The 25,748-nt window shown below is 74.2% G+C and carries 19 protein-coding genes and 1 pseudogene; 6 read left to right on the forward strand and 14 right to left on the reverse strand.

Annotated elements, in window-relative coordinates:
• From VF468_07065 to guaB, 5 genes are all read right to left on the reverse strand, one after another.
• The coding region (locus tag VF468_07065) for a DNA recombination/repair protein RecA (protein HEX5878066.1) at positions 1 to 332 on the reverse strand (332 nt) is incomplete at its 3' end.
• A gap of 174 nt (positions 333 to 506) precedes the next feature.
• On the reverse strand, positions 507 to 1,139 hold the full coding sequence (thpR, locus tag VF468_07070; GenBank protein HEX5878067.1) for an RNA 2',3'-cyclic phosphodiesterase: 633 nt from the start codon (positions 1,137 to 1,139) through the stop codon (positions 507 to 509).
• On the reverse strand, positions 1,136 to 2,386 hold the full coding sequence (locus VF468_07075) for a competence/damage-inducible protein A (protein ID HEX5878068.1): 1,251 nt from the start codon (positions 2,384 to 2,386) through the stop codon (positions 1,136 to 1,138). Before VF468_07075 ends, thpR begins: the two co-directional genes overlap by 4 nt.
• 33 nt (positions 2,387 to 2,419) lie before the next feature.
• Positions 2,420 to 3,877 (reverse strand): 30S ribosomal protein S12 methylthiotransferase RimO, encoded by a 1,458-nt coding sequence (rimO, locus tag VF468_07080; protein HEX5878069.1) that lies wholly within the window; start codon positions 3,875 to 3,877, stop codon positions 2,420 to 2,422.
• Between the two features lie 484 nt (positions 3,878 to 4,361).
• Positions 4,362 to 5,786 (reverse strand): IMP dehydrogenase, encoded by a 1,425-nt coding sequence (guaB, locus tag VF468_07085; GenBank protein HEX5878070.1) that lies wholly within the window; start codon positions 5,784 to 5,786, stop codon positions 4,362 to 4,364.
• A 438-nt stretch (positions 5,787 to 6,224) separates the two neighbouring features.
• Here guaB and VF468_07090 point away from each other — a divergent pair, with 438 nt between their 5' ends.
• Positions 6,225 to 6,656: a S24 family peptidase gene (locus tag VF468_07090; GenBank protein HEX5878071.1), complete on the forward strand. Its 432-nt coding sequence runs from the start codon at positions 6,225 to 6,227 to the stop codon at positions 6,654 to 6,656.
• A gap of 48 nt (positions 6,657 to 6,704) precedes the next feature.
• On the opposite strand, the gene VF468_07095 is transcribed toward VF468_07090, so the two are convergent.
• The 4 genes from VF468_07095 to dapA form a co-directional block, all read right to left on the reverse strand.
• Complete coding sequence (locus VF468_07095) at positions 6,705 to 7,118, reverse strand: DUF4115 domain-containing protein (GenBank protein HEX5878072.1); 414 nt, start codon at positions 7,116 to 7,118, stop codon at positions 6,705 to 6,707.
• Between the two features lie 407 nt (positions 7,119 to 7,525).
• Complete coding sequence (locus tag VF468_07100) at positions 7,526 to 10,012, reverse strand: DNA translocase FtsK 4TM domain-containing protein (protein HEX5878073.1); 2,487 nt, start codon at positions 10,010 to 10,012, stop codon at positions 7,526 to 7,528.
• A 3-nt stretch (positions 10,013 to 10,015) separates the two neighbouring features.
• Positions 10,016 to 11,701 (reverse strand): ribonuclease J, encoded by a 1,686-nt coding sequence (locus VF468_07105; protein HEX5878074.1) that lies wholly within the window; start codon positions 11,699 to 11,701, stop codon positions 10,016 to 10,018.
• Complete coding sequence (gene dapA / locus VF468_07110; GenBank protein HEX5878075.1) at positions 11,694 to 12,587, reverse strand: 4-hydroxy-tetrahydrodipicolinate synthase; 894 nt, start codon at positions 12,585 to 12,587, stop codon at positions 11,694 to 11,696. The genes VF468_07105 and dapA overlap by 8 nt, the downstream gene beginning before the upstream one ends.
• 226 nt (positions 12,588 to 12,813) lie before the next feature.
• Here dapA and VF468_07115 point away from each other — a divergent pair, with 226 nt between their 5' ends.
• Both VF468_07115 and VF468_07120 read left to right on the forward strand, forming a co-directional pair.
• Entirely contained in the window at positions 12,814 to 13,116 is a 303-nt protein-coding gene (locus VF468_07115; GenBank protein ID HEX5878076.1) for a WXG100 family type VII secretion target, read from the forward strand.
• 155 nt (positions 13,117 to 13,271) lie between these two features.
• Entirely contained in the window at positions 13,272 to 14,186 is a 915-nt protein-coding gene (locus VF468_07120) for a DNA-3-methyladenine glycosylase 2 family protein (GenBank protein ID HEX5878077.1), read from the forward strand.
• A 51-nt stretch (positions 14,187 to 14,237) separates the two neighbouring features.
• Here VF468_07120 and VF468_07125 read toward each other — a convergent pair whose 3' ends face one another.
• The 5 genes and pseudogenes from VF468_07125 to VF468_07145 form a co-directional block, all read right to left on the reverse strand.
• Entirely contained in the window at positions 14,238 to 14,417 is a 180-nt protein-coding gene (locus VF468_07125; GenBank protein ID HEX5878078.1) for a type II toxin-antitoxin system PemK/MazF family toxin, read from the reverse strand.
• A gap of 98 nt (positions 14,418 to 14,515) precedes the next feature.
• A pseudogene (locus VF468_07130) lies at positions 14,516 to 14,581 on the reverse strand (hypothetical protein).
• Positions 14,578 to 14,748 (reverse strand): toxin-antitoxin system protein, encoded by a 171-nt coding sequence (locus tag VF468_07135; protein HEX5878079.1) that lies wholly within the window; start codon positions 14,746 to 14,748, stop codon positions 14,578 to 14,580. Before VF468_07135 ends, VF468_07130 begins: the two are co-directional and overlap by 4 nt.
• Positions 14,749 to 14,853: 105 nt before the next feature.
• Positions 14,854 to 15,660 (reverse strand): DNA-formamidopyrimidine glycosylase family protein, encoded by an 807-nt coding sequence (locus tag VF468_07140; protein ID HEX5878080.1) that lies wholly within the window; start codon positions 15,658 to 15,660, stop codon positions 14,854 to 14,856.
• A 5-nt stretch (positions 15,661 to 15,665) separates the two neighbouring features.
• Positions 15,666 to 20,255: a DEAD/DEAH box helicase gene (locus VF468_07145; protein HEX5878081.1), complete on the reverse strand. Its 4,590-nt coding sequence runs from the start codon at positions 20,253 to 20,255 to the stop codon at positions 15,666 to 15,668.
• Positions 20,256 to 20,339: 84 nt separating this feature from the next.
• On the opposite strand from VF468_07145, the gene VF468_07150 reads away from it, so the two are divergent.
• From VF468_07150 to VF468_07160, 3 genes are read left to right on the forward strand one after another with little or no spacing between them, the layout of a single operon-like run.
• Positions 20,340 to 24,089 (forward strand): multifunctional oxoglutarate decarboxylase/oxoglutarate dehydrogenase thiamine pyrophosphate-binding subunit/dihydrolipoyllysine-residue succinyltransferase subunit, encoded by a 3,750-nt coding sequence (locus VF468_07150; GenBank protein HEX5878082.1) that lies wholly within the window; start codon positions 20,340 to 20,342, stop codon positions 24,087 to 24,089.
• Positions 24,090 to 24,124: 35 nt separating this feature from the next.
• Positions 24,125 to 24,496 carry a CBS domain-containing protein gene (locus VF468_07155; protein HEX5878083.1) on the forward strand — a complete coding sequence of 124 codons (372 nt, stop codon included), beginning with the start codon at positions 24,125 to 24,127 and terminating at the stop codon, positions 24,494 to 24,496.
• Positions 24,497 to 24,503: 7 nt separating this feature from the next.
• Positions 24,504 to 25,748, forward strand: a complete 1,245-nt coding sequence (locus VF468_07160) for a hypothetical protein (protein HEX5878084.1) — start codon at positions 24,504 to 24,506, stop codon at positions 25,746 to 25,748.

Raw genomic sequence — 25,748 nt, forward strand, 5'->3', positions numbered from 1 at the left:
CCGAGGTTGCGGGCGTAGGTCACGTCCAGGGCGTGCTCGGCGTCGACGAAGGCGGCGATGCCGCCAGCCTTCTGGGCCTCGGCGATGATGTGCAGGGCCAGGGTCGTCTTGCCCGAGGCCTCGGGACCGTAGATCTCGACCACGCGGCCGCGCGGCACCCCGCCGATGCCGAGGGCCAGGTCGAGGGCGAGACTGCCGGTCGAGATGGCCTGGACCGGGTCGGCCGGGCCGTCCACGCCCATGCGCATGACCGAGCCCTTGCCGAACTGCTTCTCGATCTGGAGCAAGGCGACTTCAAGTGCCTTCTCGCGTTCCACGGTCCCTCCCCGCATGCCGTCGTTGCGGGCAGTATAGGTCGCGGCCATCACAGTCCCTTCCGAAGTCGGCGGCCCTGGTCGTTCGGAGTCGGCGAGCACCGTACTACGAACACCTGTTCGGTACAACGATCATATCCGGAACTGGGGACAACTCTTCCCGCGAACCGCGTTCGTCCTGGTCGTTGCGATCTACCCGGTGAGCGGGAACTCGCGGACGACCCGGTAGCGGGCGCCCCGGGGGCCGCCGAGGGTGCTGCGGTAGCAGGCCAGCTCGCGCGCCTCCCAGGGCGGGCTGGCGGCGGCCGCGCCGGCGACGAGGTCGAGGGCCTCCTGGGCGACGGGGACCGGGGTGGAGAAGCGGGCCAGGGTCAGGTGGGGCATCAGCGGCCGGTCCTCGGAGCGCAGGCCGGCGGCCTTGCAGGCCTCGGAGAGGGCGGCGGCCAGGCGGACCAGGACCTCGGCGTCGCCCCCGATGCCGGCCCACAGCACCCTGGCCCGGCGCCCCTCGGGGAACGTGCCGGCGCCCTCCAGCCGCAGCCGGGCGGTCGGGACGCCGGCGACGGCGGCCTCGCCGACCCGGACGACCTCGTCGGCCAGCTCCGGCCGCACCTGGCCGAGGAACGCCAGGGTGAGGTGCCAGCCGCCCGGCGGGGCGATCCGGGCGGTGCCGAGCAGCGGCGCCAGCCGGGGCAGGGCGGCCTCCAGCGGCTCCCGGGCCGCCCCCGGCACCGGCACCGCGAAGAACAGCCGCCCGGTGAGCAGGTCCGGGTCGGTGACGGTCGGGTCGCCCGAGCCCCGCCGGGACCGGTCGCCCCGGCTCACGCCAGGCCCTCGAGGCGGCGGCGGGCCAGGTCGAGGGCGACCGAGCAGGTCCAGAGGCGGACCTGGGTGCGGTCGCCGGGGGCGGTGAGGGTCTGGGTGACGGTGCCGGTGGGGTCGGCGACCCCGAGGCAGAGGGTGCCGACCCGGCGGCCGGACTGCTCGGTGGGACCGGCGACGCCGGTGGCGGCGAGGCCCAGGTCGGCGCCGAAGGCCTTGCGGGCACCCTCGGCCATGGCCGCGGCGACCGGCTCGCTGACCGGGCCGTCGGCGTCCAGCAGGTCGCGGTCGACGCCGAGCTGGGACGCCTTGGCGTCGGTGGCGTAGGCGACCACCCCGCCCAGGTAGTAGTCGGACGCGCCGGCGATCCCGGTGATCCGGCCGCCGAGGAGGCCGCCGGTGAGCGACTCGGCGGTGGCCAGGGTGAGGCCGCGCTCGCGGAGCAGGCGGCCGACGGCGGCCTCCAGTGTCTCGTCGTCGACGCCGTAGACGATGTCGCCGAGCTCCTCGCGGATCCTCGTCTCGACCGGGGCGATCTCGCCCAGGGCCTGCTCACGCGTCGGGCCGACGGCGGTGAGCCGGACCCGGACCTCACCGGGGCTGGCCAGATAGGCCATGGTGACCTCGCCGGCCCCGGCCTCCTCCCACAGGGAGGTGAGCCGCTCGGCCAGGCGCGACTCCCCCACCCCGGCGGTGCGCAGCGTCCTGGAGACGATCGCCCGCCCCTCGCCCGCCCTGGCGGCCAGGTCGGGCAGGACCACCCGCTCCAGCATGCCCTCCATCTCCCGGGGGACCCCGGGCACGGCATAGACCGGCTTGCCGCCGACCTCGAGGATCAGCCCCGGGGCCGTTCCCCTCGGGTTGTCGATGGTGCGGGCGCCCTCGGGAACGTCGGCCTGGCGCAGGTTCATCTCGGCCATCCGCTGGACGCCCATGCGGCCGAACCGCTCGCGCAGCCACGTCTCCAGCTCCGGCTGGCGCACCAGCTTCACGCCGGCGACGGCGGCCAGCGCCTCCCGGGTGACGTCGTCCTGGGTCGGGCCCAGCCCGCCGGTCAGGATCACCGCGTCGGCCCGCCCGAGCGCCTCGGTGACCGTCTCGGCGATGCGCCGCTCGTTGTCCCCGACCACCGTGTGGCGCAGGCAGTCCCAGCCGACGTCGGCCAGGCGCTGGCCGATCCAGGCCGCGTTGGTGTTGATGATCTGGCCGAGCAGCAGCTCGGTGCCGACCCCGATGATCTCGCAGCGCACGCTCGCTCCTTGCGATCGACGACCGCGAGGATGCTACCCGGCGGGCCGGGCCAGAAGCTCAGGGCCCTCGGCGGTGGTGACCACGACCGGCAGGTACTCCCCCACCGTGACCTCGGGCGTCCCCTCGATCCGGACCACGCCGTCGCTGTCGGGGGCCTCGCGGAAGCTGCGGCCCTCCCAGGCGCCGCCGTCGCCGGCCCGCTCGACCAGCACCTCGAGCCGCCTGCCGACCCAGGCCTGCTGGGCATCGGCGAGCATGCGGTCCTGCAATTCCTGGACCCGCTCGACCCGGGCCCGGGCGGTGGCGGCGGGGACGCGGCCGTCCAGGTCGAGGGCGGCGGTGCCGTCCTCGGGCGACCAGGCGAAGAACGCCACCCAGTCGAGCCGGGCCGCCTCCAGGAACGCCTCCAGCTCGCGTACGTCGGCCGTGCGTTCGCCCGGGAAGCCGAGGATGAAGTTGGAGCGGAAGGCGGCGTCCGGGTCGAGGGCGCGGATCCGCCCGACCAGGTCGAGAAAGGCCCCGGCCGAGCCGCCGCGGCGCATGCGCCGCAGCACGGGCGCGCTGGCGTGCTGCAGGGACAGGTCGAAGTAGCTGCAGACCACCGGGTTGGCGGCCATCTCCTCGAGCAGCCCGGGCGTGAGCTCGTCCGGCTGCAGGTAGTTGAGCCGGACCCGGCGCAGGCCGTCGATGGCGGCCAGGTCGCGGAGCAGGTGGATCAGGGCCTCACGGCCGCCCAGGTCCTTGCCGTAGCTGGTCGAGTTCTCGGCCACCAGGCAGACCTCGGAGACGCCCTGGCCGGCCAGCCAGGCCACCTCGTCGAGGACCTCGGTGGGCCGCCGGGAGCGGAACGGTCCCCGGAACGACGGGATGGCGCAGAACGAGCAGTCGCGGTCGCAGCCCTCGGCCAGCTTCACCAGCGCCACCGGCCCACGGGCGGGCGCCCGGGCCGGGAACGCCAACCCGGTCGGGGTCGGGAACACCATCGGCAGCGCCCGCCGCCCCGCCGGGACGAGGCCGCCGGGCCCGCCGGGGAGCGGGGGGCGGAGGGTCGTTCCGTTGCCGCCTGGGGCGCCGAGGGGCCTTCCGGGGGCGCCGGACGTGGTTCCGTTGCCGACCGGGACCCCGCCCAGGAGGTCGGGCAGCCGTCCGTAGTCGGCGAACGGCACGATGGCGTCGGCCTCGGGCAGCTCGATCCGGAGCTCCTCGGTGTAGCGCTCGGCCAGGCATCCGGTGACCAGGACCGTCCGGGCCCGGCCCTGCTCCTTCAGCGCGGTCGCGTCCAGGACCGTCTCGATCGACTCGCGCTTGGCCGCCTCCACGAACGCGCAGGTGTTGACGACCACGGCGTCGGCCTGCTCGGGGTCGTCAACCACCTGGTACCCGGCCGCGGCCAGCATCCCGGCCGCGTTCTGGGAGTCGACCTCGTTCCGCCCGCAGCCGAGCGTGACGATGGCCACGGTCGTCGGCGGGGCGGGGTCAGGTTCGGGCACCGGGGCTCCTGTGGCTGGCGAATGCTCGCCATGACGCTACCAGTCACCGCGCCTGTGAGGCGGTCCGCTCGAGCGGACGGCGAGCACGAGCCGCCCGTCGAGGGGCTGTGGGCAACGCATTCCCGCCTGCGGGTCGGGCAAGGGCCGGGAGGGGCTGTGGACAACCCGACGCGCTCCCGCTCGCGGGTCGGCTACGCTCCCCCACCGGGGACCCGGCACCGGCGGGCGAGGTTGGAGCGCGCCCCGGGACCCGGCACCGGCGGGCGGGGTCGAGCATGCCCGCGGGGCCGGGTGGCGAAGGATGCCCGTTCGCACGCGGGGGCTGAGGACCGTGCCAGGCGAGTGCATAGGGCCGAATACCACCGTGCCGGGTTGGGGACGCCCGACCCGGCGTCCGAACGGCTCGCCGGCGGCGACCCGCGCGGATCGCGAACCACCGCCACGGCTCAGCCGCCGGCGACCCCGCGTGGATCACCGGGACGGCTCACCCGTCCGGCGAACCCGGTCTCGCCTCGAGCCGGCCCGACTGGGTCTGGCGGACGAAGGTGGCCTTCTCCCAGGCCTCGGGGATGGTGGTGGCGTCGACGTAGCTCATGCCCGAACGGAGGCCGCCGACCAGCTCGTGGACGATGCCGGCGACGGGGCCCTTGAGGGGGAACTCCATCTCCTCGCCCTCGGGGACGTACTGGTCGAGGGCGTCGCCGCGACCCTCGATCTCGAGGCGGGCGGCGGCGGCGCCGAGGGAGGCCATGCCCCGGAAGACCTTGTACTCGCGGCCCCCGCGGCGGACGACCTCGCCGGGGCTCTCGGGGCGGCCGGCGAACAGGCCGCCGATCATGACCGTGCTGGCCCCGGCGGCGATCGCCTTGGCCACGTCGCCGGGGTGGCGGATGCCGCCGTCGGCGATCAGGGGGACGCCGGTGGCCTGGGCGACCTCGGCGCAGTCGAGGATGGCGGTGAGCTGGGGGACGCCGACGCCGGCGACCTGGCGGGTGGTGCAGGCGAACCCGGGGCCGATGCCGACCTTGACGGCGTCGGCGCCGGCCTCGGCCAGGTCGCGGAAGCCGTCGGCGGTGGCCACGTTGCCGGCCACGATCTGGCTGTCCGGCCAGGTCGCCTTCAGCTCCTTGACGGCGTCGATGGTGTGGTCGGCGTGGCCGTGGGCGACGTCCACGACCAGGGCGTCCACGTCGGCGTCGAGCAGGGCCTGGGCGCGGGCCAGGTAGCCGCCGCGCACGCCGACGGCGGCCGCCACCCGGAGCCGGCCCCGGCCGTCGCGGGTCGCCTGGGGCAGGCGCTCGCGCAGACCGATGTCGCGAAGGGTGATCAGGCCGGCCAGCCGGCCGTCGTCGCCGACCAGGGGCAGCTTCTCGATCCGGTGGCGGTCCAGCAGCTTGCGGGCCTCGTCCAGGTCGATGCCGGGGCGGGCGGTGATCAGCCGCTCGGCCGGGGTCATGGCCGCGGCCACGGTGTCGCCGGCGTCGGCGCGCATGTCGCGGGCGGTGAGGAGGCCGACCGGGCGGCGCTCGGGGTCGACCACCACCAGGCCGGTCACGCCCAGGCGTCTGGCCTCGGCGGCGGCCTCGGCCACGGTCCGCTCGGGGCCGATGGTGTAGGGCTGCTCGATCACCTGGCCCAGGTAGCGCTTGACCCGCCGGACCTCCTCGGCCTGGGCGTCGACGGGCAGGAAGCGGTGGAGGACGCCGAGCCCGCCCAGCTCGGCCATGGCGATGGCCATGGGCGCGGTGGTCACCGTGTCCATGTTGGCCGAGACGATGGGGATGGCCAGCTCGACCCCGCGGGTGAAGCGGGAGCGGGTCGTGACGTGGCGGCGGGAGCGGATGCTGGAGCGCCGCGGCACCAGCAGGACGTCCTCGAAGGTCAGGGCGAGGCGTGGTTGGTCGGTCATGGGGCCCAGGCTAGCCGAGCGGACAGCGTGGTGCTCCCCCTCGTGTCATTGATGGCAGACCGAACATGTGTTCTAATCGACGTGATGAACACGACTGCGGGTTCTGACGAACCCAGGCTGCCTCCGGAGCTCCGCCGCTTCGTCGAGATCCATCGTCGGTGGACCGAGAACGAAGGAATCGCCCCGACCCTCGACGAGCTGGCCGGCAACCTCGGCTGTGCCAAGTCAACGGCGAGCCAGCACCGACGGCGGCTCCGAGAGCTCGGGCTCGTCCAGTTCGACCCACGAAGACGCAGGAGCACACGGATCACGACCGACGCCGCCATCTTGGCTGTCTATGGGCTCGCCCCGGTCGGGCCAACCGACACCAGGGTCACCAATCTCGCCCGGTTCCGGAGCCGGCGCGCACGGCTCGGCGGTCTCCGTGCCAGCCAGCCCATGGGCGACCTCCAGGGCGAGCGGCCGTGGCGACTCCCCGATCGGCCACCGCGAAGCCTTCCCGTGCCCGGAGCGATCCCAGCCGGACCGGACCGCACCTTCTATCCGGACGAGGACAGGATGGAGGTCGACGCCGAGCTCGCCGGTCCGGGCCAATACGGGCTCCGGGTGCGAGGTGACAGCATGGTGGCGCTCGGCATCTATGACGGCGACCAGGCGGTCGTGGACACCAGGCAGCCGGCCCACCATGGCGATCTCGTGGCGGCGCTGTTTCCGAGCGACCATGGTGACGAGGACCTTGCCTCTCTGAAGATCCTCGAGCTGAGGGACGACAAGGCCTGGCTGGTGGCCGCGAACTCCGCCTACGCGCCGATCCCGCTGAGGGAGGCCACCGTGCTGGGGCGGGTCACCACGATCATCCGGCGCTTGTGACAAGGACGTCAGGACGGCGGGTTCCCGGCGCCGCGTGCAGCGGCGTAGCTAGCCGAGCGAGCGGCTGGCCGGGGTGAAGGAGTGGCGCCAGATGTTGCCGGAGCGGTCGGCGACGCCCAGGTCGCGGCCGTTGACGGTGAGCCGGACCCCGGCCGGGTACCCGAGGACCAGCTCCAGGCTGCGCCGGGCCTTGAAGGTGCGGCGCTGGCGGGGCCCCGGGGTGCCCTCGAAGGCGATCCGGCCGTCGGCGGTGACCCGGGTCCAGGAGGCGCCGGCGTAGCGCAGGGTGACGGTCACGTCCTTGGGGGCGGCCTTGGTGGTCGGCGGGGCCGGCGCGGCCCCGGGGGCCTTGGTGGCCGGGGTGGTCACGAACGGCGGCTGGGCGTCGGCCGGGTCGGGCGCCGGCCGGAGCAGCCCCCACAGGGACACGAGCAGGATGACCGAGACGCAGACGATGGCCACGATCAGCCAGTTGGGGCCGCGGCGGCCGGTCTGGAGCCCGCCGATGGCCCGGGGCGCGTGCTCGAACAGGGGCGCCTCCGGCCGCTCCTGGGCCCGGTAGGCCTCCAGCAGCGGCGCCGGGTCGATCCCCAGGTAGCCGGCGTAGGAGCGCAGGAAGCCCTTGGCGTAGACGCTCCCGCCGAGCTCGCCGAACCGCTCGTGCTCAAGGGCCTCCAGGTAGCTCGACCTGATCCGGGTCGCGACAGCGGCGTCGTCGAGCGACTTGCCCTGTGCTTCCCGAGCCGAGCGCAGCGCGTCGCCGATGGTGCTCAGCCGGGGTCACCCCTTCATCCGACCATATCGGGGCAATGCGGAGAATCGCCTCGTGAGATGAGCGGATTTTCACCCCTCCCGGAGGCCCATGCAACCTATTCGGAGACGATTTCTCCGTAGGTTTCCTCGCGGCCGCGGACCTGCTCCAGCTCCTCGACGGTCATGAGCACGTCGCGGGGCTTGGAGCCCTCCGACGGCCCGACCACGCCCCGCTCCTCGAGCTGGTCCATGATCCGGCGGGCCCGCGAGAACCCGACCTTCATCTTGGACTGGAGCATCGAGGTGGAGCCGAGCCCGGAGCGGACCACGATCTCCATCGCCTGGGTGAGGAGCGGGTCCTCGTCGCCGTCGTCGTCCTCGGACGCGGCCCGGCCCTCGGCCACCACTCCCGGCTGGTAGGCGGCCTGCTGCTGGGCCTTGCAGTAGGCCACGACCGCCTCCACCTCCTTCTCGGTGATGAAGGCGCCCTGGACCCGGCGCGGCTTGGAGGTGCCGCCGGGCAGGTACAGCATGTCGCCGTGGCCGACCAGCTTGTCGGCCCCGCCGGCATCCAGGATGACCCGCGAGTCCTGGGCGCTGGCCACCATGAAGGCGATCCGGCTGGGGATGTTGGCCTTGATGAGCCCGGTGACCACGTCCACCGACGGCCGCTGGGTGGCCACCACCAGGTGGATGCCGACCGCCCGGGCCATCTGGGCGATCCGGCAGATGGCGTCCTCGACGTCACGGGGGGCGACCATCATCAGGTCGGACAGCTCGTCGATCACGACCACGATGTAGGGCAGGGTGGGGCGCTGCCGGGGGGGATCGACCGGGGGGCTACCGCTTCGCTCCTTGAGCCCCCCGGAGCGGCCCTCGTCGTCGAGGCCGGCCGACGGCAGCGGCGGCAGGGTGCCGTCCCTGGCCGCCTTGTTGTAGGCGGCGATGTTGCGGACCCCGGCGATGGCCAGGGTCTCCAGGCGCAGCTCCATCTCCCGGACCGCCCAGGCCAGGGCCTCACTGGCCCGTTTGGGGTGGGTGACCACCGGGGTGATCAGGTGGGGGACGTTCTCGTAGTGGGTCAGCTCGACCCGCTTGGGGTCGATCAGGATCATGCGCACCTCGTCGGGCGCGTTGCGCATGAGCAGGCTGGTCACCAGGACGTTGAGGCAGACGCTCTTGCCGGCCCCGGTGCTCCCGGCGATCAGCACGTGGGGCATCTCGGCCAGGTTGGTGAGGACGGGCTCGCCGCCGATGTCCTTGCCCAGGGCCACGGTCAGGGGGTGGCGGTCGTCGCCCTTGCCGGTGGCGTCGAGGATGTCGCCGAGGGTGACCAGCTCCCGGTCGCGGTTGGGGACCTCGATGCCGATCGCCGACTTGCCGGGGATCGGGGCGATGATGCGCACGTCCGGCGAGGCCAGCGCGTAGGCGATGTCGTGGGACAGCCCGATCACCCGGGCCACCTTGGTCGCCGGGCCGAGCTCGACCTCGTAGCGGGTGACGGTCGGGCCGCGGGTGTAGCGGGGCACCTTGGCGTCGACCTCGAACTGCTCCAGGGTCTTCTCCAGGATGCGCTGGGTCTCGTCCAGCCGCCGGGGGTCGACCGGGCGGGCGTGGCCCTGGCGCAGCAACGACTCGGGCGGGGTCGTGTAGGCGCCGCCCGCCCGGGCCTGGAGGGTCATGGCCAGCTGGACCGCGTCCCCGGCCCCGGGCAGGTCGGCCGGGGCGATGGGCGGCGGCGGGGCCTTGAGGGCGGCCGCCTCGTCGCGCTCCTCGGCGCCGGCGGGAGCCTCCTTGCCGGCCTCGGCGCCCGGCGGGCCCACGACGACCTCGATGGTGTCGTCGGGGTCGGGCTCGGGAGCCGGCTCGGGCCGCCTCCGGCCACGGCGCCGGGGCGGAGCCTCGCCGGAGTCGACCGGCTCGACCACCTCGGGCGGGGCCGGCGGGGGCGGCGGGGGCCGTGGCGGAGCGGTCAGGGTGGACCCGGCGAGGCGGCCCATGGAGGTGATCCCCCGGGCGACGGCCGCCACCGAGGTCCGGGTGCTGATCAGGGTCCCGAGGAACAGCACGCAGGCGAACAGGGCGCCGGCCCCCCAGGTGGACAGGAGCCGGGCCAGCGGGGCGGCCACGATCGCGCCGGCCAGGCCGCCCGAGTCCTGCAGGACGGCCGGGGCCGAGTCGGCCGGCGGGGCGCCCCTGGCCAGGTGGAGCAGGCCGAGGCCGCCCACGAGCATGGCCAGCAGCCCGATGGTGACCCGGCCGGCGACCATGTCGTCCTTGGTCGACGGCCGCCAGAACAGGGCCAGGGCCAGCCCGGCGACCAGCAGCGGCACCGCGTAGGCGCCGTAGCCGAACAGGTTGCGGAACAGCAGGGCCATGAACGCCCCGAGGCGGCCCCCGTCCTCGAACCAGATGCCGAGGGCCATGACCACGGCCAGCAGGACCAGGAAGACCCCCTGGATGTCGCCCTTGTGGGGCGACAGGGCCTTGCGCGAGCTCTGGCCGACCCGCGTGGTGCGGGCCGAGCTCTTCGCCGCCGGCCGCCGGCTCCGGGCGGGCGCGGGTCGCTGTGCCTGTGGTCGCCGGGTTCGCGCCTTTGCCATCCCTCACACCTCCATCACGGTGGGGATGATGACCGGGCGTCGCTGGGTGCGCTCCTTGAACAGGGCCGAGGCGGCCGAGCGCATGTGCTGCTTCATGATCATCGGGTCGTTGACGCCGTCGGCGGCGGTGCGCTCCAGGGCCTCCAGCACGCGTGCCTTGGCCTCCTCGATCAGGTCGCCGGACTCCGGCTCGTAGACGAACCCGCGGGTCACGATGTCGGGGCCGGCCAGGACCTTGCCGGTCTGGGACTCGATGGTGACGAGCACGTGCACGAAGCCCTCGCCGCCGAGCTTGCGCCGGTCGCGCAGGACGGCGTCGCCGACGTCGCCGATGCCGAGGCCGTCCACGAACACCATCCCGGCCCGGACCTGGCCGGCCCGGCTGGCCTTGCCGCCGTCGAGCTCGATCACGTCGCCGTCCTCGCAGATGAGGATGTTCTCGCGCGGCACCCCGGTCGAGGAGGCCAGGCGGGCGTGCTGGGCCAGGTGCCGGTACTCGCCGTGGACGGGCAGGAAGTTGCGCGGCCGCAGGGTGGCCAGCAGCAGGGTCAGCTCGCCCTGGGCGGCGTGGCCGGAGACGTGCACCCGGGCGTTGCCCTTGTGGTAGACGTCGGCCCCGAGCCGGGCCAGGTCGTTGATGGTGCGGTACACGGCGGCCTCGTTGCCCGGGATGAGCGAGGACGACAGCACCACGGTGTCGCCGGGCTCGATCCGGACCCACTTGTGGTCGCGGCCGGCCATCAGGGTGAGGGCCGAGAACGGCTCGCCCTGGGAACCGGTGCAGAGCACCACCGTGCGGGCCGGGTCGAGCGACTGGAGGTCCTCCATGGGGACGAGCAGCCCGGCCGGGACGCGCAGGTAGCCGAGGTCGGTGGCGACCCGCATGTTGCGGATCATGCTCCGCCCGACCAGGGCGACCTGGCGGTCCAGGCGGGCGGCGGCGTCGAGGATCTGCTGGACCCGGTGGACGTGGCTGGCGAAGCAGGCGACCACGATGCGGCGCCGGGCCGCCTCGAAGATGTCCTCCAGGGCCCGGCCGACCTCGACCTCGGAGACGATGAAGCCGGGCTGCTCGGCGTTGGTCGAGTCCGACAGGAGGAGGTCGATCCCCTCGGCGGCCAGCCGGGCCAGGCCGCCCAGGTCGGTCGGGCGGCCGTCGATCGGGGTCAGGTCCATCTTCCAGTCGCCGGTGTGCACGATCGTGCCCGCCGGGGTGCGCAGGGCGACCGCCATGCCGTCGGGGATCGAGTGCGACATGGCGTAGAACTCGAGGTCGAAGGGGCCGAGGGTGGTCCGCTGGCCGGCCGCGACCTCGACCAGTGACGGGCTGAGCTGGTGCTCCTCGAGCTTGGCCGAGAGCATGGCCAGCGACAGCCTGGTCCCGTAGACGGGCACGTCGAAGTCGCGCAGGAAGTAGGGCAGGGCCCCCATGTGGTCCTCGTGGGCGTGGGTGAGGACGACCCCGACGACCCGTTCCGGCTCCTCGGCCAGCCAGGCGAAGTCGGGCAGGATGATGTCGACGCCGGGCTGGTCGGCGTCGGGGAAGGCCAGGCCGCAGTCGATCAGCAGCCGGGCCCCGTCGACCTCGACCACCGCGCAGTTGCGCCCGATCTCCCCCAGCCCGCCAAGGAACGCGACCCGGGTCGTCCCCGGCGCCGCCGGCTGGAGGCCGCGGTCGAGCTCAGTCATTCCGCTCCAGTCCCACTCCGGCCAGGAGGCCGCGGGCGAACTCGACCTGCTCCGGGGTGGCGTCGACCAGCGGCGGGCGCAGCGGCCCGGCGGGCAGGCCGAGCAGGTTCATGCACGCCTTGAGCAGGATCGGGCTGGAGGTGGCGAACAGCCCCTCGAACAGCTCCAGGTTCCGCAGGTGGAGGTCCAGGGCGGCGGCGGTGTCGCCGCGCTCGAAGGCCCGGACCAGCTCCTGGAGGGCGGGCCCGACCAGGTGGGCGGCCACGCTGACCACCCCGACCCCGCCGACGGCGAGCAGCGGCAGGAGGTTCTTGTCGTCGCCCGAGTACTGCTCGAGCTGGCCGCCGGTCTCCCGGTGCAGGCGGCTGGCCGCGGCCATGTCCCCGACCGCGTCCTTGACCGCGACCACGTTGTCGAGGCGCTCGAACAGCCGGACCATGGTCGGCACCTCGATGGTGCAGGCGGTCCGGCCGGGGATGTTGTAGAGCATGCAGGGCAGGCCGGTGGCGCCGGCGATGGCCGAGAAGTGGGCCACCAGGCCGGACTGGGGCGGCTTGTTGTAGTAGGGCGTGACCAGCAGCAGCGACCCCGCCCCGGCCTTCTCGGCCAGGCGGGTGAGCTCGACCGACTCGGCGGTCGAGTAGGTCGAGGTGCCGGCCATGACCCGGTCGCCCCCGCCGACCTCGACGACCGCCGCCCACAGGCGGGCCTTCTCGTCGGCGGTCAGGGTGGGCGACTCCCCGGTGGTGCCGGCCACGACCAGGGTGTCGGTGCCCGAGCCGAGCAGGTGACTGGCCAGGCGCTGGGCGCCGTCGACGTCCAGGTTGCCGTCAGGGCTGAACGGGGTGGCCATGGCGGTGAGCACACGGCCGAAGCGACCTGGCATGGCGGGTCCTCCGAACGACGGGAACGCGGCGTGACGGCCGGCAGCCCCACCCCGCCGGCAGCCCTCCAGATTCTACTCGGGCATCCACCCCGGACCGGGGATGTTCGCCGCCCGTGGCTGATGGGCCGGGAGCCGTTAGCCGCTCATTACCCTTCATTTGCTTTCGTTTGCCTCTGTCTGTTACCGTCTATGCCAGCTTCCACTGGCTGGCGAAGGGGTGAGGTGGATGACCGAGCTGCTGGTGATCCCGAGCGAGCTGGAACGAGCCGCCGGACGGCTCCAGGCCAGCGCCGACCAGGTCCGTTCGGTGGTCGGCAGCCTGCTCCCGGCCGTCGGCGGGGTCGGGGCCGCCCTCGGCGACGCCGCCCTCGCCGACCGGTTCCAGGCCCTGTGGAGCCGCTGGGCCAGCGAGCTCGGCGTCCTCGCCGACGACCTCAGCGGCGCCGCCGGCCGCCTCCAGGCCGCCGCCGCCGAGTACCGCTCCACCGACCGGTCCGCCGTGCCTCCACCCTCCCTCCACGCCCGGTAGGGCACGGCGACCCACCCGGGCCCGGCCGGCCAGACCGGGCCCGGGTCCCCTCCCCTGCCCGGGCCGGCTCCACCCGGTGCCTGGGCCCCCGAAACCGGCCTGCGCGGTGGACCCAGGGCTCGTGGTTGTCGGCTGGGCGTGCCAAGATCCGGGCGATGACCGCCGCGGATTCTCCGATCGAGACTGTCGTCCGGCCGCGCCTGCCGGTGGAGCTCCGGCTGACGCTGGGGCCGTTGCGGCGGGGGCCGGGGGACCCGACCATGCTGGTCGACCGGACGGGGGCCTGGTGGCGGGCGACCCGGACGCCGGCGGGGCCGGCCACGGCCCGGTACAGCGCCGAGGCGGACGGGTTCCGGGTCGCGGCCTGGGGGCCGGGGGCGGAATGGTGCCTGGAGGCGGCGCCGGAGCTGCTGGGGTCGCGGGACTCGCTGGAGGGGTTCTCCCCCACCGGCCTGGTCGGGGAGCTCCACCACCACTTCCCCGGCCTGCGCATCTCCCGCTCCCGGGCGGTGTTCGAGGCATTGCTGCCCTCGATCCTGGAGCAGAAGGTGACCGGCCGCGAGGCCCACAGCGCCTTCGCGGCCATCGTCCGCGCCTGGGGCGAACCCGCCCCTGGCCCGGTGCGGCTGCGTCTGCAGCCACCCCCCGACCTGCTGGCCGTCACCCCCTACTGGGCCTTCCACCCGCTCGGGGTCGAGCGCAAGCGCACCACCGCCATCCAGTTCGCGGCCAGCCGCGCCCGCCGGGTCGAGGAGACCGTCGCCATGGCCGCCCCCGACGCCCACCGCCGCCTCCAGGCCCTCCCCGGCGTCGGCCCCTGGACCTCGGCCGAGGTCGCGATCGTCGCCCTCGGCGACGCCGACGCCGTCTCGGTCGGCGACTTCCATCTCCCCCACCTGGTCAGCTACGCCCTCACCGGCGAGCGTCGCGGCACCGACGAGCGCATGCTCGAGCTCCTCGCCCCCTGGCCGGGTCACCGCGGCCGCGTCCTGCGCCTCCTCACCCGCTCCGGCCGCTACCCCGACCGCCGCGGCCCCCGCATGGCGGTCCGCGCCTTCACCCGGATCTGAGCCGAATGCGGGGCCTCGTCGATGCGGTCGTCCCGCCCGGGCGGCCAGGCTTCAGAGTTCGGGCAGGAGCCGCAGCCGATCCTCCACCGAACGCAGCACGGCCGATGGCACGCTCCCGAACGGACGGGCGCCGAGCCGCTCGGCAGACAGCGAGCGGACCTGCTCGCACATGGCGAAGCTGACGTCGCGCAACCCTCCGTGCGGTGGGCGAACCTCGACGTGGGTTGGGATGGCCCGCCTGCGCGTGGTGCAGGGAACCGCGACGCAAGATCCGCTGGGCCCTGGTTGATCGGATCCGCCGAGACGATGAGGACCGGCCGTTCGCCGGCTTGTTCGCGCCCCCTGGTTTGGCCGAGCTCGGCCGGCCACACCTCACCGCGGCGGATGGTCCTCACAGATCATCGAGCCCGTCAGCGAGCGTTCCTTCCAGCTCTGCCCGCTCGGCGAGCTCCTCCTCCCACGCGACCGGGTCCGCACGGAGCCGCTCAAAGGCGCCATTGAACTCGGCATAGAACTGCTCGCGACGGTCGTTCTCGACGGCCCGCTCGAGCACCTTCTGCAACGGCTCTCCGGTTGACGCGGCCAGCTTGCGGAGCAGCTCGTGGGTATGCTCGCTTACCCGAACTGTTGTCGATGCCACCGCTGCCCCTTCGTGTTGTGGACTCGTCTACTGATCAGTCTGCACCAGAGTCCACTTCGGCTGGCAGGTGGGGCACCAGTAGGTGACCCGTTCGCCGTCGTAGCTGGGCTGGTCGGCCTTGCGGATGGGGGTGCCGCAGCGGCGGCAGGGCTTGCCGGTGCGGGCGGCGACCCAGTGGGTGCGGCCGGGGCGGGTGTCGCCGGTGGTGATCTGGCTGCCGGTGGTGCGGTTGGCCTCCATCAGACGCTTGAGGAGGTCGACCATGCCGTCCAGGTCCTCGACCTGGCCGACCGGGGTCCAGGGGTCGACGCCGCGGAGGAAGCAGACCTCGGACTTGTAGATGTTGCCGGGGCCGGCGATGGCGCGCTGGTCGAGCAGGGCGGTGCCGATAGCCCGGTCAGGGTCGGCGCGGAGGCGGCGCAGGGCCTCGCCCGGGTCCCAGTCGGGGCCGAGAACGTCGGGGCCGAGGTGGCCGACGACCTCGTGCTCGCTGGCGGTGGGGAGCAGCTCGCAGACGGCCAGGCGGAACCCGACCGCGACCCACGGCTCGGTGCGGAGGACGGCCCGGACCTGGAAGTCGGGGCCGCGCCAGCGCTCCCGGGGGCGGTACAGGTGCCAGGCGCCCTCCATCTTGAAGTGGGTGTGCAGGGTGGTGCCGGCGTCGGTGCGCAGCAACAGGTGCTTGCCCCGGGCGGCGACCTCGCGGACGACCTGGCCGCTCAGGTCGGCGGTGGCCAAGCGGGGCACGCGGAAGTCGGTGGCGACCAGGCGCTGGCCGGCCAGGGCGGTGTGCATGCGGGTGGCGGCCAGGAAGACCGTGTCCCCCTCGGGCATCGGGCCTAGCCCCGGAGGCGGAGGCCGCGGGCGCTGGGGCGGAACCCGGCCTCGGTCAGGGCCCTGGCCAGGGGGGTGTCGAACACGGTGCCGCCGTCGGCCTTCTCGACGGCGAGGCGGCCGAGGGCGCCGTCGCGGACGGCCAGGGCGAGGGCGTCGGCCGCCCTGGCCAGGCGGTCGGGGTGGTCGGTGAAGGTGAGCAGGGTGCGGCCGCCGCGCTCCACGTACAGGACCAGGTCGCCGTCGACCAGGATCACCACGGCACCCGCCTTGCGGCCTGGGCGGTGGCCGGGCCGCTCGCCCTCGGTGCCGGTGGCCGTCCGCTCCGGCCAGGGCAGGGCGGCGCCGTAGGGGTTGGCCGGGTCGGCGGCGGCCAGCACCTGGGTCAGGGGCGAGGCGGGCGGGTCGGTCAGGGCCCGCAGGCGGTCGACGGCCCCGGGGACGGCGAACTGGGCCCCGCCCAGCCCGTCCACGAAGTAGCCGCGCCGGCAGCGGCCGGCGTCCTCCATCGCCTTCAGCACGGGGTAGACCCCGGCGAACCCGCCCGGGATGCGCTCGGCCACCACCGCCCCCCGGGTCAGCACCCCATGCCGGTCCAGGAGCTGCTCCGCCACCGCGTGCAGCCGACGGGTCGGGTCGGCCGCGGCGGGTCGGAACGGGGGGCTGTGGACAACCGGGGACCCGCTCTCCTCCGCTCGGCCACCCTCCCGAATCGGGGGCCCCGGCACCGGGGGCTGGGGCTCCAGCCCGACCGCCGAGGGCCCACCTCCCAGCGTGGCCGTCGGGGTGAGGCTCCAGCGACCCGCCGCGGCCGGGGGACCCGAACGGGCGGGTGCCGGAACGCCGCGGCGGCCGTAACGGCGGCTGGGGGCGCGGCGGCGGGTGGTGGGGCGGGAACCGCCGGTGACGAGGGCGCGGAGAGGGGCCAGGGTGTCGTTGGTGACGTGGCCGGCCCAGACCAGCTCCCAGACGGCCAGGAGCAGCTCGCTGTCGTTGGGCGGGGCGACCGTGTCCGAGAGCTGGCGGAAGAACATCGCCCCGTGGGCGGCCAGGGCGTCGCGGACCTGGACGGCCAGGGGGGACAGCTCGACCGGGAGCGGTTCGGGCAGCAGCAGCGGGGCGGCCTCGGCCAGGTAGAGGCCGACCCAGCCGTCGTCGGAGCCGAGCGCCCCGGCACCGGCCCAGACGACCTCGCCGGAGGCGCAGAGCTGGTCGAGCAGGCCCGGGTGGTAGCCGGGGAGGCGGGCGGCCAGGACCTGGCGCTCCAGGGCCGAGGCGGGCACGGCCGCCCCCTGGAGCTGCTCGACCACCCGGAACAGGGCGTCCAGGTCGGCCGAGCGGGGCCCGGCCGGCCCCACTCCCTGCCAGGCCAGGAGGAACCGGGCCATGGCCTCGGTGGGGACGGGCTCGACCTCGCGGCGGAGGGCGGCCAGGGAGCGGCGCCGCAGCCGCCGCAGCACCTCGGCGTCCAGCCACTCGCGGCCCGACCCGCCGGGGCGGAACTCGCCCTGGACGACCCGGCCGGCCGCCTCCAGCCGGGCCAGGGTCTGCTCGACCACGGCCACGCCCAGCCCCAGCCGCCGGGCCGGGTCGCCGCCCAGGAACGGCCCGTGGGTGCGGGCGTAGCGGGCCAGCAGGTCGCCGACCGGGTCGGCCACCGGCTCCAGGAACGCCTGCGGCACCCCGACCGGCGGGGCCGCCCCCAGCCCGTCGCGCAGCCGGGCCACGTCCTCGATGGCCACCCAGCGCTCCTGGCCGCCGACCCGCAGCCGCACCGCCCGCCGCGAGGCCTCCAGCTCGGCCAGCCACCCGGGGGCGGCGTCGGGGTCGGCGCTGCGGGCGGCCGCCTCCTGCACGGTCAGGTCGCCGAGCAGCCGCAGGGCGTCGTGCAGGCCGTCGGGGTCGCGGACCCTGCGCTCGGGGGTGAGCAGCTGCAGCTCCAGCTCCAGGTCGGCCAGGGCGGCCTGGTCGATCAGGTCGCGCAGCTCCTCGCGGCCCAGCAGCTCGGCCAGGACCGACCGGTCCAGCGACAGTGCCTGGGCCCGGCGCTCGGCCAGGGGGGCGTCGCCCTCGTACATGAAGGCGGCCACGTAGCCGAACTGGAGCGAGCTGGCGAACGGCGACGGGAACGGGGTGTCGACCTCGACCACCCGGACCTCCCGGCTGGCCACCTGGGCCATCAGCTCCTTGAGGCCGGGCAGGTCGAACACGTCCTGGAGGCACTCGCGCATCGTCTCCAGCACCACCGGGAACGACCCGTACCTGGAGGCCACCTGGAGCAGGCCGGCGCTGCGCTGGCGCTGCTGCCACAGGGGGGTGCGCCGGTCGGGCCGGCGCCGGGGCAGGAGCAGGGCCCGGGCCGCGCACTCGCGGAAGCGGCTGGCGAACAGGGCCGACCCGCCGACCTCCCCCACCACCAGGTCCTCGATCTCGTCGGGGTCGAACAGGATCGACTCGGCGGCCGGGGCCTCGTCGACCTCGGGGAGCCGGACCACCACCCCGTCGTCGCTGTACATGGTCTGGACCTCGAGGCCGAGGCGCTCCCGGACGCGGGCCTCGATGGCCTGCGACCAGGGGGCGTGGACCTGGGCCCCGAACGGTGAGTGGACGCAGACCCGCCAGTCGCCCAGCTCGTCGCGGAAGCGCTCGACCACGATGGTGCGGTCGTCGGGCAGGACCCCGGTGGCCTCGCGCTGCTCGTCCAGGTAGGCGCCGAGGTTGCCGGCGGCGAAGTCGTCCAGGCCGGCCGCCCGCAGCCGCTCCAGCCGCGCCTCCGGCTTGAGCCCGGACAGCTCGCGCAGGAACGCGCCAAGGGCGCGGCCCAGCTCCACCGGGCGCCCGAGCATGTCGCCGTGCCAGAACGGCAGCTTGCCCGGCTGGCCGGGGGCCGGGGAGACCAGCACCCGGTCGTGGGTGATGTCCTCGATCCGCCAGGCCGAGGCGCCGAGGGTGAACACCTCCCCGACCCGGGACTCGTAGACCATCTCCTCGTCCAGCTCGCCGACCCGGGTGGCCCGCTCCCCGACCAGGAAGACGCCGAACAGGCCCCGGTCGGGGATGGTGCCGCCGGAGGTGACGGCCAGGCGCTGGGCGCCGGGACGGCCGGCCAGCCGGCCCTCGACCCGGTCCCAGTTGAGCCGGGGCCGCAGCTCGGCGAACTCGTCCGAGGGGTACCGCCCCGACAGCATGTCGAGGACGCTGTCGAGGGCGCTGCGGGGCAGCTCGGCGAAGGGCGCGGCCCGGCGGACCAGGGCCTCGAGGTCGTCGACGGTCCAGTCGTCCATGGCCACCATGGCCACGACCTGCTGGGCGAGCACGTCCAGGGGGTTGCGGGGGTAGCGCATGGCCTCGATCGCCCCGGCCTGCATGCGCTCGACCACGACCGCGCTCTCGACCAGGTCGCCGCGGAACTTGGGGAAGACGATGCCGCGGCTGACCGCGCCCACCTGGTGACCGGCCCGGCCGATGCGCTGCAGGCCGGACGCGACCGAGCTGGGCGCCTCCACCTGGATGACCAGGTCGACGGCGCCCATGTCGATGCCCAGCTCCAGCGAGCTGGTCGCGACCACCGCGGGCAGCCGGCCGGCCTTGAGGTCCTCCTCGATCTCGGTGCGCTGCTCGCGGCTGACCGAGCCGTGGTGGGCCCGGGCCAGCTCGGTCCCGGCGAGCTCGTTGAGGTTGGCGCAGAGCCGCTCGGCCAGGCGGCGGGAGTTGGCGAACACGATCGTGGAGCGGTGGGCCCGGATCAGCTCGACCAGCCGCTCGTCGATGTGGGGCCAGATCGAGGAGCGGTCGGGCAGCCCGGAGGCCGACCCGCTCGCCGGGTCGTCGGACGCCTCGCCGATGGCCGCCATGTCCTCGACCGGGACCACCACCGACAGGTCGAACGCCTTCTCGCTGGGCGGGGCGACGACGGTGACCGGGCGGGAACCGCCGAGGAAGCGGGCCACCTCGTCCAGGGGCCGGACGGTGGCCGACAGGCCGATGCGGCGGGCCGGCCGCTCCAGCAGCTCGTCCAGGCGCTCCAGGCTGAGGGCCAGGTGGGCTCCGCGCTTGGTCGCGACCACCGAGTGGACTTCGTCCACGATCACCGTGTCGACGCCGGCCAGGGCCTCACGGGCCCTGGAGGTGAGCAGCAGGAACAACGACTCGGGGGTGGTGATGAGGATGTCGGGCGGGTGGGCCGGGAAGCGGCGGCGGGCCTCGGCCGGGGTGTCGCCGGTGCGCATCCCCACGGTGATGTCGGGCAGCGGCTGGTCGAGCCGGGCCGCGGCCGCCCGCAGGCCGGCCAGGGGGGCCCGGAGGTTGCGCTCGATGTCGGCGGCAAGGGCCTTGAGCGGGGAGATGTAGAGGACCCGGAGGCGCTGGCGCTCGGGCACCGGCGGGGCGCCGGCGAGGCGGTCGATGGCCGACAGGAACGCGGCCAGGGTCTTGCCCGACCCGGTCGGGGCGACCACCAGCACGTCCTGGTCCTGGGCGAGGGCGTCCCAGGCGCCCACCTGGGCCTGGGTGGGCGCGGCGAAAGCGCCCTCGAACCAGCCTCGGGTCAGGGCCGAGAAGCGCCCGAGCCCGGCGGGCGTTCGCGCTGCAGCCACCCGCACATGCTAGTGCCAGCCCCCGACAACCTGCCGGTGGCAAACTGGGGTCGACGAGCGTCTCGGTGCCGAGGAAGGTGCGCGATGGGTTGGATCGAACGGCCGGAGTTCGGTGCCAACGTCGGGTTGATCGACGAGATCTACCGGCAGTACCTGGACGACCCGGAGTCGGTGAGCCCGGCCTGGCAAGACTTCTTCACCGAGAACGAGCCCGAGGGCTACGAGGACCCGGGGGCGGCCGAGGAGACCGCCGAAGGCCGGGTCGAGGCCGAGGGCGGCGAGCCGGTGCGGGAAGCGCCGGCCCAGGCTGTGGACGGCCGCGAGCAGCCACGTTCCGGGTCGGCGCAGGCTGCCCCGGCGACCAAGCCCAAGGCCGCGGCCAAGCCCAAGCCCGAGGCCGGGCCGGCCCCCAAGGCCGAGGAGAGGCCCAAGGACGGGAAGCCCAAGGCCGAACCCGCCGAGAAGACCGAGGACGGCAAGCCGGAGCTCGTGCCCCTGCGGGGGGCGGCGGCCCGGATCGTGGAGGCGATGGAGGCCAGCCGGGAGGTGCCGACCGCGACCTCGGTGCGGACGGTGCCGGCGCGGCTGCTGGAGGTCAACCGCAGCGTCCTCAACGGGCACCTGCGCCGGCGCCAGGGCGGCAAGGTCAGCTTCACCCACATGATCGCCTACGCCGTGGTCAAGGCCCTGGAGGCCGTCCCGGTCATGACCACCATGTACCGGGAGGTCGACGGCAAGCCCAACGCGGCCCGGCCGGCCCACGTCAACCTCGGCCTGGCCGTCGACACCCGCCGCCCCGACGGGTCGCGGACCCTGCTGGTGCCCAACATCAAGCAGGCCGACACCCTCGACTTCGCCGCCTTCGTCCGCGCCTACGAGGAGATCATCGCCAAGGTCAAGGCGAACAAGCTGACCGTGCAGGACTTCGCCGACACCACCCTGACCATCACCAACCCGGGCACGATCGGCACCGTGCTGTCGGTCCCCCGCCTGATGGCCGGCCAGTCGGCCATCATCGGCGTCGGCGCCATCGCCTACCCGGCCGAGTACCAGGGCGCCGACCCCGACACCCTGGCCGGCATGGGCATCGGCAAGGTCGTCACCCTCACCTCCACCTACGACCACCGGGTCATCCAGGGGGCCGAGAGCGGCGAGTTCCTGGCCCGGCTGCACCGGCTGCTGCTGGGTGAGGACGACTTCTACGCCGAGCTGTTCCGGGCCATGACCGTCCCGTACGTGCCCGTCCAGTGGCACAAGGACGAGAAGCCGAGCGAGGACTCCCTCGACAGCGTGGAGAAGCAGGCCCGGGTGCTGCAGCTGATCAACCTGTACCGGGTCAGGGGCCACCTGATCGCCAACCTGGACCCGCTCAAGGCCAAGCCGCCGATAATGCACCCCGAGCTCGACCCGTCCAGCTACGGGTTCACCATCTGGGACCTGGAGCGCCGCTTCGTCACCGGCGGGCTGGCCGGCCAGCGCGAGCTGCCCCTTGGCGAGATCCTGCACATCCTGCGCGACGCCTACTGCCGCACCGGCACCGTCGAGTACATGCACAACGCCCAGACCGACGAGAAGCACTGGATCCAGGAGCACGTGGAAGGCGTCCCCCTGGAGCTGTCCAAGGACGACCAGCTCCAGATCCTGCACAAGCTGAGCGAGGCCGAGGCGTTCGAGCGCTTCCTGCACAACAAGTACACCGGCCACAAGCGCTTCAGCCTGGAGGGGGGCGAGAGCCTCATCCCCATGCTGGACGCCGTCCTGGACGAGGCGGCCGACGCCGGCATGGAGGGCGCGGTCATCGGCATGAGCCACCGCGGCCGCCTCAACGTGCTCGCCAACACCGTGGGCAAGAGCTACGGGGAGATCTTCGGCGAGTTCGAGGGCAACCTCGACCCGACCCTCACCCAGGGCTCGGGCGACGTGAAGTACCACCTGGGCGCCGTCGGCAAGCACGTGGCCCGCTCCGGCAGGGAGGTGCGGGTCGAGGTCGCCTCCAACCCCAGCCACCTGGAGGCGGTCAACCCGGTGGTCGAGGGCATCGCCCGGGCCAAGCAGGACCTGCTCGACCGGGGCGAGGAGGCCCCGGTGCTGCCGATCCTGATCCACGGCGACGCCGCCTTCGCCGGCCAGGGGGTGGTGGCCGAGACCCTCAACCTGTCCCAGCTGCGCGGCTACCGCACCGGCGGCACCGTCCACATCGTCGTCAACAACCAGGTCGGGTTCACCACCAGCCCCGACTACGGCCGCTCCTCCACCTACGCCACCGACGTGGCCAAGATGATCCAGGCCCCCATCTTCCACGTGAACGGCGACGACCCCGAGGCATGCGTGCGCGTGGCCCGCCTCGCCTTCGAGTTCCGCCAGGCGTTCAAGAAGGACGTCGTCATCGACATGTGGTGCTACCGGCGCTACGGCCACAACGAGGCCGACGAGCCGTCGTTCACCCAGCCGCTGATGTACGAGCGGATCAAGAGCCGCCGGCCGGTGCGCAAGCTCTACACCGAGGCCCTGGTCAACCGGGGCGACCTGTCGATCGAGGACGCCGAGCGGTCGCTGGAGGAGTTCCGCCAGCGCCTCCAGCAGGCCTTCGACGACACCCACGAGGAGGAGGAGGGCAAGGTCGCCAAGGTCGAGCTGGAGCGGCCGGCCCCGATGGCCGCCGACCCGGCGGTGGACACGACCGTCGACCGCGCCACCCTCGACCAGCTCCTGGTCAAGCTGACCACGGTTCCCGACGGCTTCAACGTCCACCCCAAGCTGACCAGGTGGCTGCAGCAGCGGGCCGGGGCGCTGGAACGCAACGCCGTCGACTGGGCCCTTGGCGAGGCCCTGGCCTTCGGGTCGCTGCTCGAGGAGGGCCGCACCATCCGGCTGTCCGGGCAGGACACCCGCCGGGGCACCTTCAGCCAGCGTCACTCGGTCCTGGTCGACCAGCAGACCGGCGACCTCTACACGCCCCTGGCCAACCTGGGCGAGGGCCAGGGCAAGTTCTTCGTCTACGACAGCCTGCTCAGCGAGTTCGCGGCCATGGGCTTCGAGTACGGCTACTCGGTGGCCAACCCCGACGCGCTGGTGCTGTGGGAGGCCCAGTTCGGCGACTTCGTCAACGGCGCCCAGGTCATCGTCGACCAGTTCATCTCGGCCGCCGAGGACAAGTGGGGCCAGCGCTCCAGCCTGGTCCTGCTCCTCCCCCACGGCTTCGAGGGCCAGGGGCCGGAGCACTCCAGCGCCCGCCTGGAGCGGTTCCTCGACCTCGCCGCCGAAGACAACATGCAGGTCGCCTACCCCTCGACCCCGGCCCAGTACTTCCACCTGCTGCGCCGCCAGGCCCTGCGGGCCAACCGCAAGCCGCTGGTGGTGATGACCCCCAAGTCGCTGCTGCGGCTGCCGGCGGCCCGCTCCACGGCCGAGCAGCTCACCACCGGCCAGTTCCACGAGGTCCTGCCCGACCCCGCCGAGCCGTCGCCCGACAAGGTCACCCGGGTGCTGCTCTGCGCCGGCAAGGTCTTCTACGAGCTGGCCAAGCGGCGAGCCGACGAGGACCTCGACCAGCTGGCCATCCTCCGGGTGGAGCAGCTGTACCCGTTCCCGGCCGAGGCGCTCCGGGCCCAGCTCGACGCCTACCCCGGCGCCGAGGTCGTGGCCTGGGTCCAGGAGGAGCCGGAGAACATGGGCGCCTCGCGCTACCTCCGCCTCAAGGCCGAGCAGGAGCTTGGCCTGCGGCTGGAGCCGGTCTCCCGCGACGAGGGCGCGGCCCCGGCCGCCGGCAGCCCCACCCTCCACCAGCAGGAGCAGCGGGAGCTACTCGATCGCGCGTTCGCCGGGTTAAGGTAGCGCCAACCCTGAACCGCGACCGAGGAGGTGCCGCCATGAAGGTGCGGGACGTGGCGAGCAGCGCGGTGGTGGCGGTGGGCCCGGCCCAGTCGCTCCGGGAGGCGACCCAGCTGATGGCCAAGCACCGGGTGGGGTCGGCCGTGGTCCAGGACGCCGAGATGCTGATCGGCATCCTCACCGAACGGGACGTGCTCAACGCGGTCGCGCACGCCGACGACCCCGAGGCCGTCAGCGTGGAGCAGATCATGACCGCCGACGTGGTCACCGTCGGGCCCGACTGGGACCTGATCGAGGCGGCCAAGGTGATGGCCAGCCGACGCATCCGCCACCTGGTGGTCTACGAGGGCGGCCAGCTCCTCGGGGTGCTGAGCGTCCGCGACGTCCTCCCGGCGGTCCTGCCGGAGTAGCCGGCGGGTGGCCGCGGGGGCCCCGGCCGGCGGCGGGCGGGTGCTCGGCGACCTGGCGCTGGCCGACCATCATTGCGCCGGCCTGCTCGCCGGCTGGGCCCGGGTCGGCGGCGGCCAGTGGCCGGCCTGGCGGGCCAGCTTCACCGGGGCGGCGCGGCCGGCCAGCCAGGCCAGGGACGTGCCCGGCCTGCTCGCCTACCGCCACTTCCTGACCGCCCTGGCCGGCCTGCTGGAGGTGTCCGGCGAGGACGGCCCCCAGTCCGGCGAGGGGCTGGGCGTGAGCCCCCCCGACCCCCGGGCCGGGGAGGAGCTGGAGCGCCAGGTGGCGGCCAGGCGCGACGAGCTGGTCGCGGCCGACCCCGGCGCCTACCTGCGGCGGCTGCTCGACCACGCCGGCACCGCGGCCCTGCTGGTCGACACCGGGGCCGGCGGCGACCGGCTGCTCGAGGTGGCCGAGCTGGAGGAGGCCGCCGACCGGCCCGTCCACCAGATCGTCCGGCTGGAGCGGCTGGCCGAGGAGCTGCTCGGCCAGGGCGCGCCAACGGCCAGGTCGCTGGCCCGGTTCCTTGCCGGGTTCGAGGAGCGGGTCGGCACGGCCATGGAGCGGGGGGTGGTGGCGCTCAAGTCGATCGCCGCCCACCGGGGCGGGCTGTGGCTGTTCACCGAGTCCACCCAGGCCGACCGCCGCCGGGCCTTCGCCAACCTCGACAAGGCGGCCCAGGCGGCCCGCTTCGACGACGCGGTCCTGCTGCCGTTCCTGGTCCGGCGGGCCGCCGAGCTGGCCGCGACCCGCCAGGTTCCGCTCCAGTTCCACACCGGCGTGGGCGATGAGGACGTGTACCCGCCCCACGCCGACCCGGCCCTGCTCTGGCCGATGCTGCGCGACTCCCGCACCGAGGACTGCCCGGTGGTGCTGCTCGGCTGCTACCCGTTCGTCGGCGCCGCCGCCCACCTGGCCGGCACCTACCCGCAGGTCCACATGGACCTGTCGCCGGCCGTCGGCCTGGCCGAGCCGATCGCGGCCCGGCTGGTCTCGGAGGCGCTCGGCCTCTGCCCGCCCGGCAAGCTGCTGGCCGGCTCGGGCGGCCGCGCCTACCCGGAGTCGCACTGGTGGGGGGCGACCGTCTGGCGCCAAGCCCTGGCCCGGGTGCTGCGGGCCGAGGTCGCCTCGGGCGGCCTCGACGACGCCGCCGCCCGGGACACGGCCCGGCGCGTCCTGGCCACCAACGCCACCCGGCTGTACCGGCTCTGA

Source organism: Actinomycetota bacterium (assembly GCA_036280995.1).
Classification (GTDB): Bacteria; Actinomycetota; CALGFH01; order CALGFH01; family CALGFH01; genus CALGFH01.

What these genes read in the sequence shown, in the direction of transcription:
- VF468_07150 (HEX5878082.1), top strand. Translation starts at nt 20,340, where the DNA reads ATGGGTTGGATCGAACGGCCGGAGTTCGGTGCCAACGTCGGGTTGATC.
- VF468_07105 (HEX5878074.1), bottom strand. Translation starts at nt 11,701, where the DNA reads ATGACTGAGCTCGACCGCGGCCTCCAGCCGGCGGCGCCGGGGACGACC.
- VF468_07100 (HEX5878073.1), bottom strand. Translation starts at nt 10,012, where the DNA reads ATGGCAAAGGCGCGAACCCGGCGACCACAGGCACAGCGACCCGCGCCC.
- VF468_07155 (HEX5878083.1), top strand. Translation starts at nt 24,125, where the DNA reads ATGAAGGTGCGGGACGTGGCGAGCAGCGCGGTGGTGGCGGTGGGCCCG.
- guaB (HEX5878070.1), bottom strand. Translation starts at nt 5,786, where the DNA reads ATGACCGACCAACCACGCCTCGCCCTGACCTTCGAGGACGTCCTGCTG.
- VF468_07090 (HEX5878071.1), top strand. Translation starts at nt 6,225, where the DNA reads ATGGGCGACCTCCAGGGCGAGCGGCCGTGGCGACTCCCCGATCGGCCA.
- VF468_07140 (HEX5878080.1), bottom strand. Translation starts at nt 15,660, where the DNA reads ATGCCCGAGGGGGACACGGTCTTCCTGGCCGCCACCCGCATGCACACC.
- VF468_07120 (HEX5878077.1), top strand. Translation starts at nt 13,272, where the DNA reads ATGACCGCCGCGGATTCTCCGATCGAGACTGTCGTCCGGCCGCGCCTG.
- dapA (HEX5878075.1), bottom strand. Translation starts at nt 12,587, where the DNA reads ATGCCAGGTCGCTTCGGCCGTGTGCTCACCGCCATGGCCACCCCGTTC.
- VF468_07115 (HEX5878076.1), top strand. Translation starts at nt 12,814, where the DNA reads ATGACCGAGCTGCTGGTGATCCCGAGCGAGCTGGAACGAGCCGCCGGA.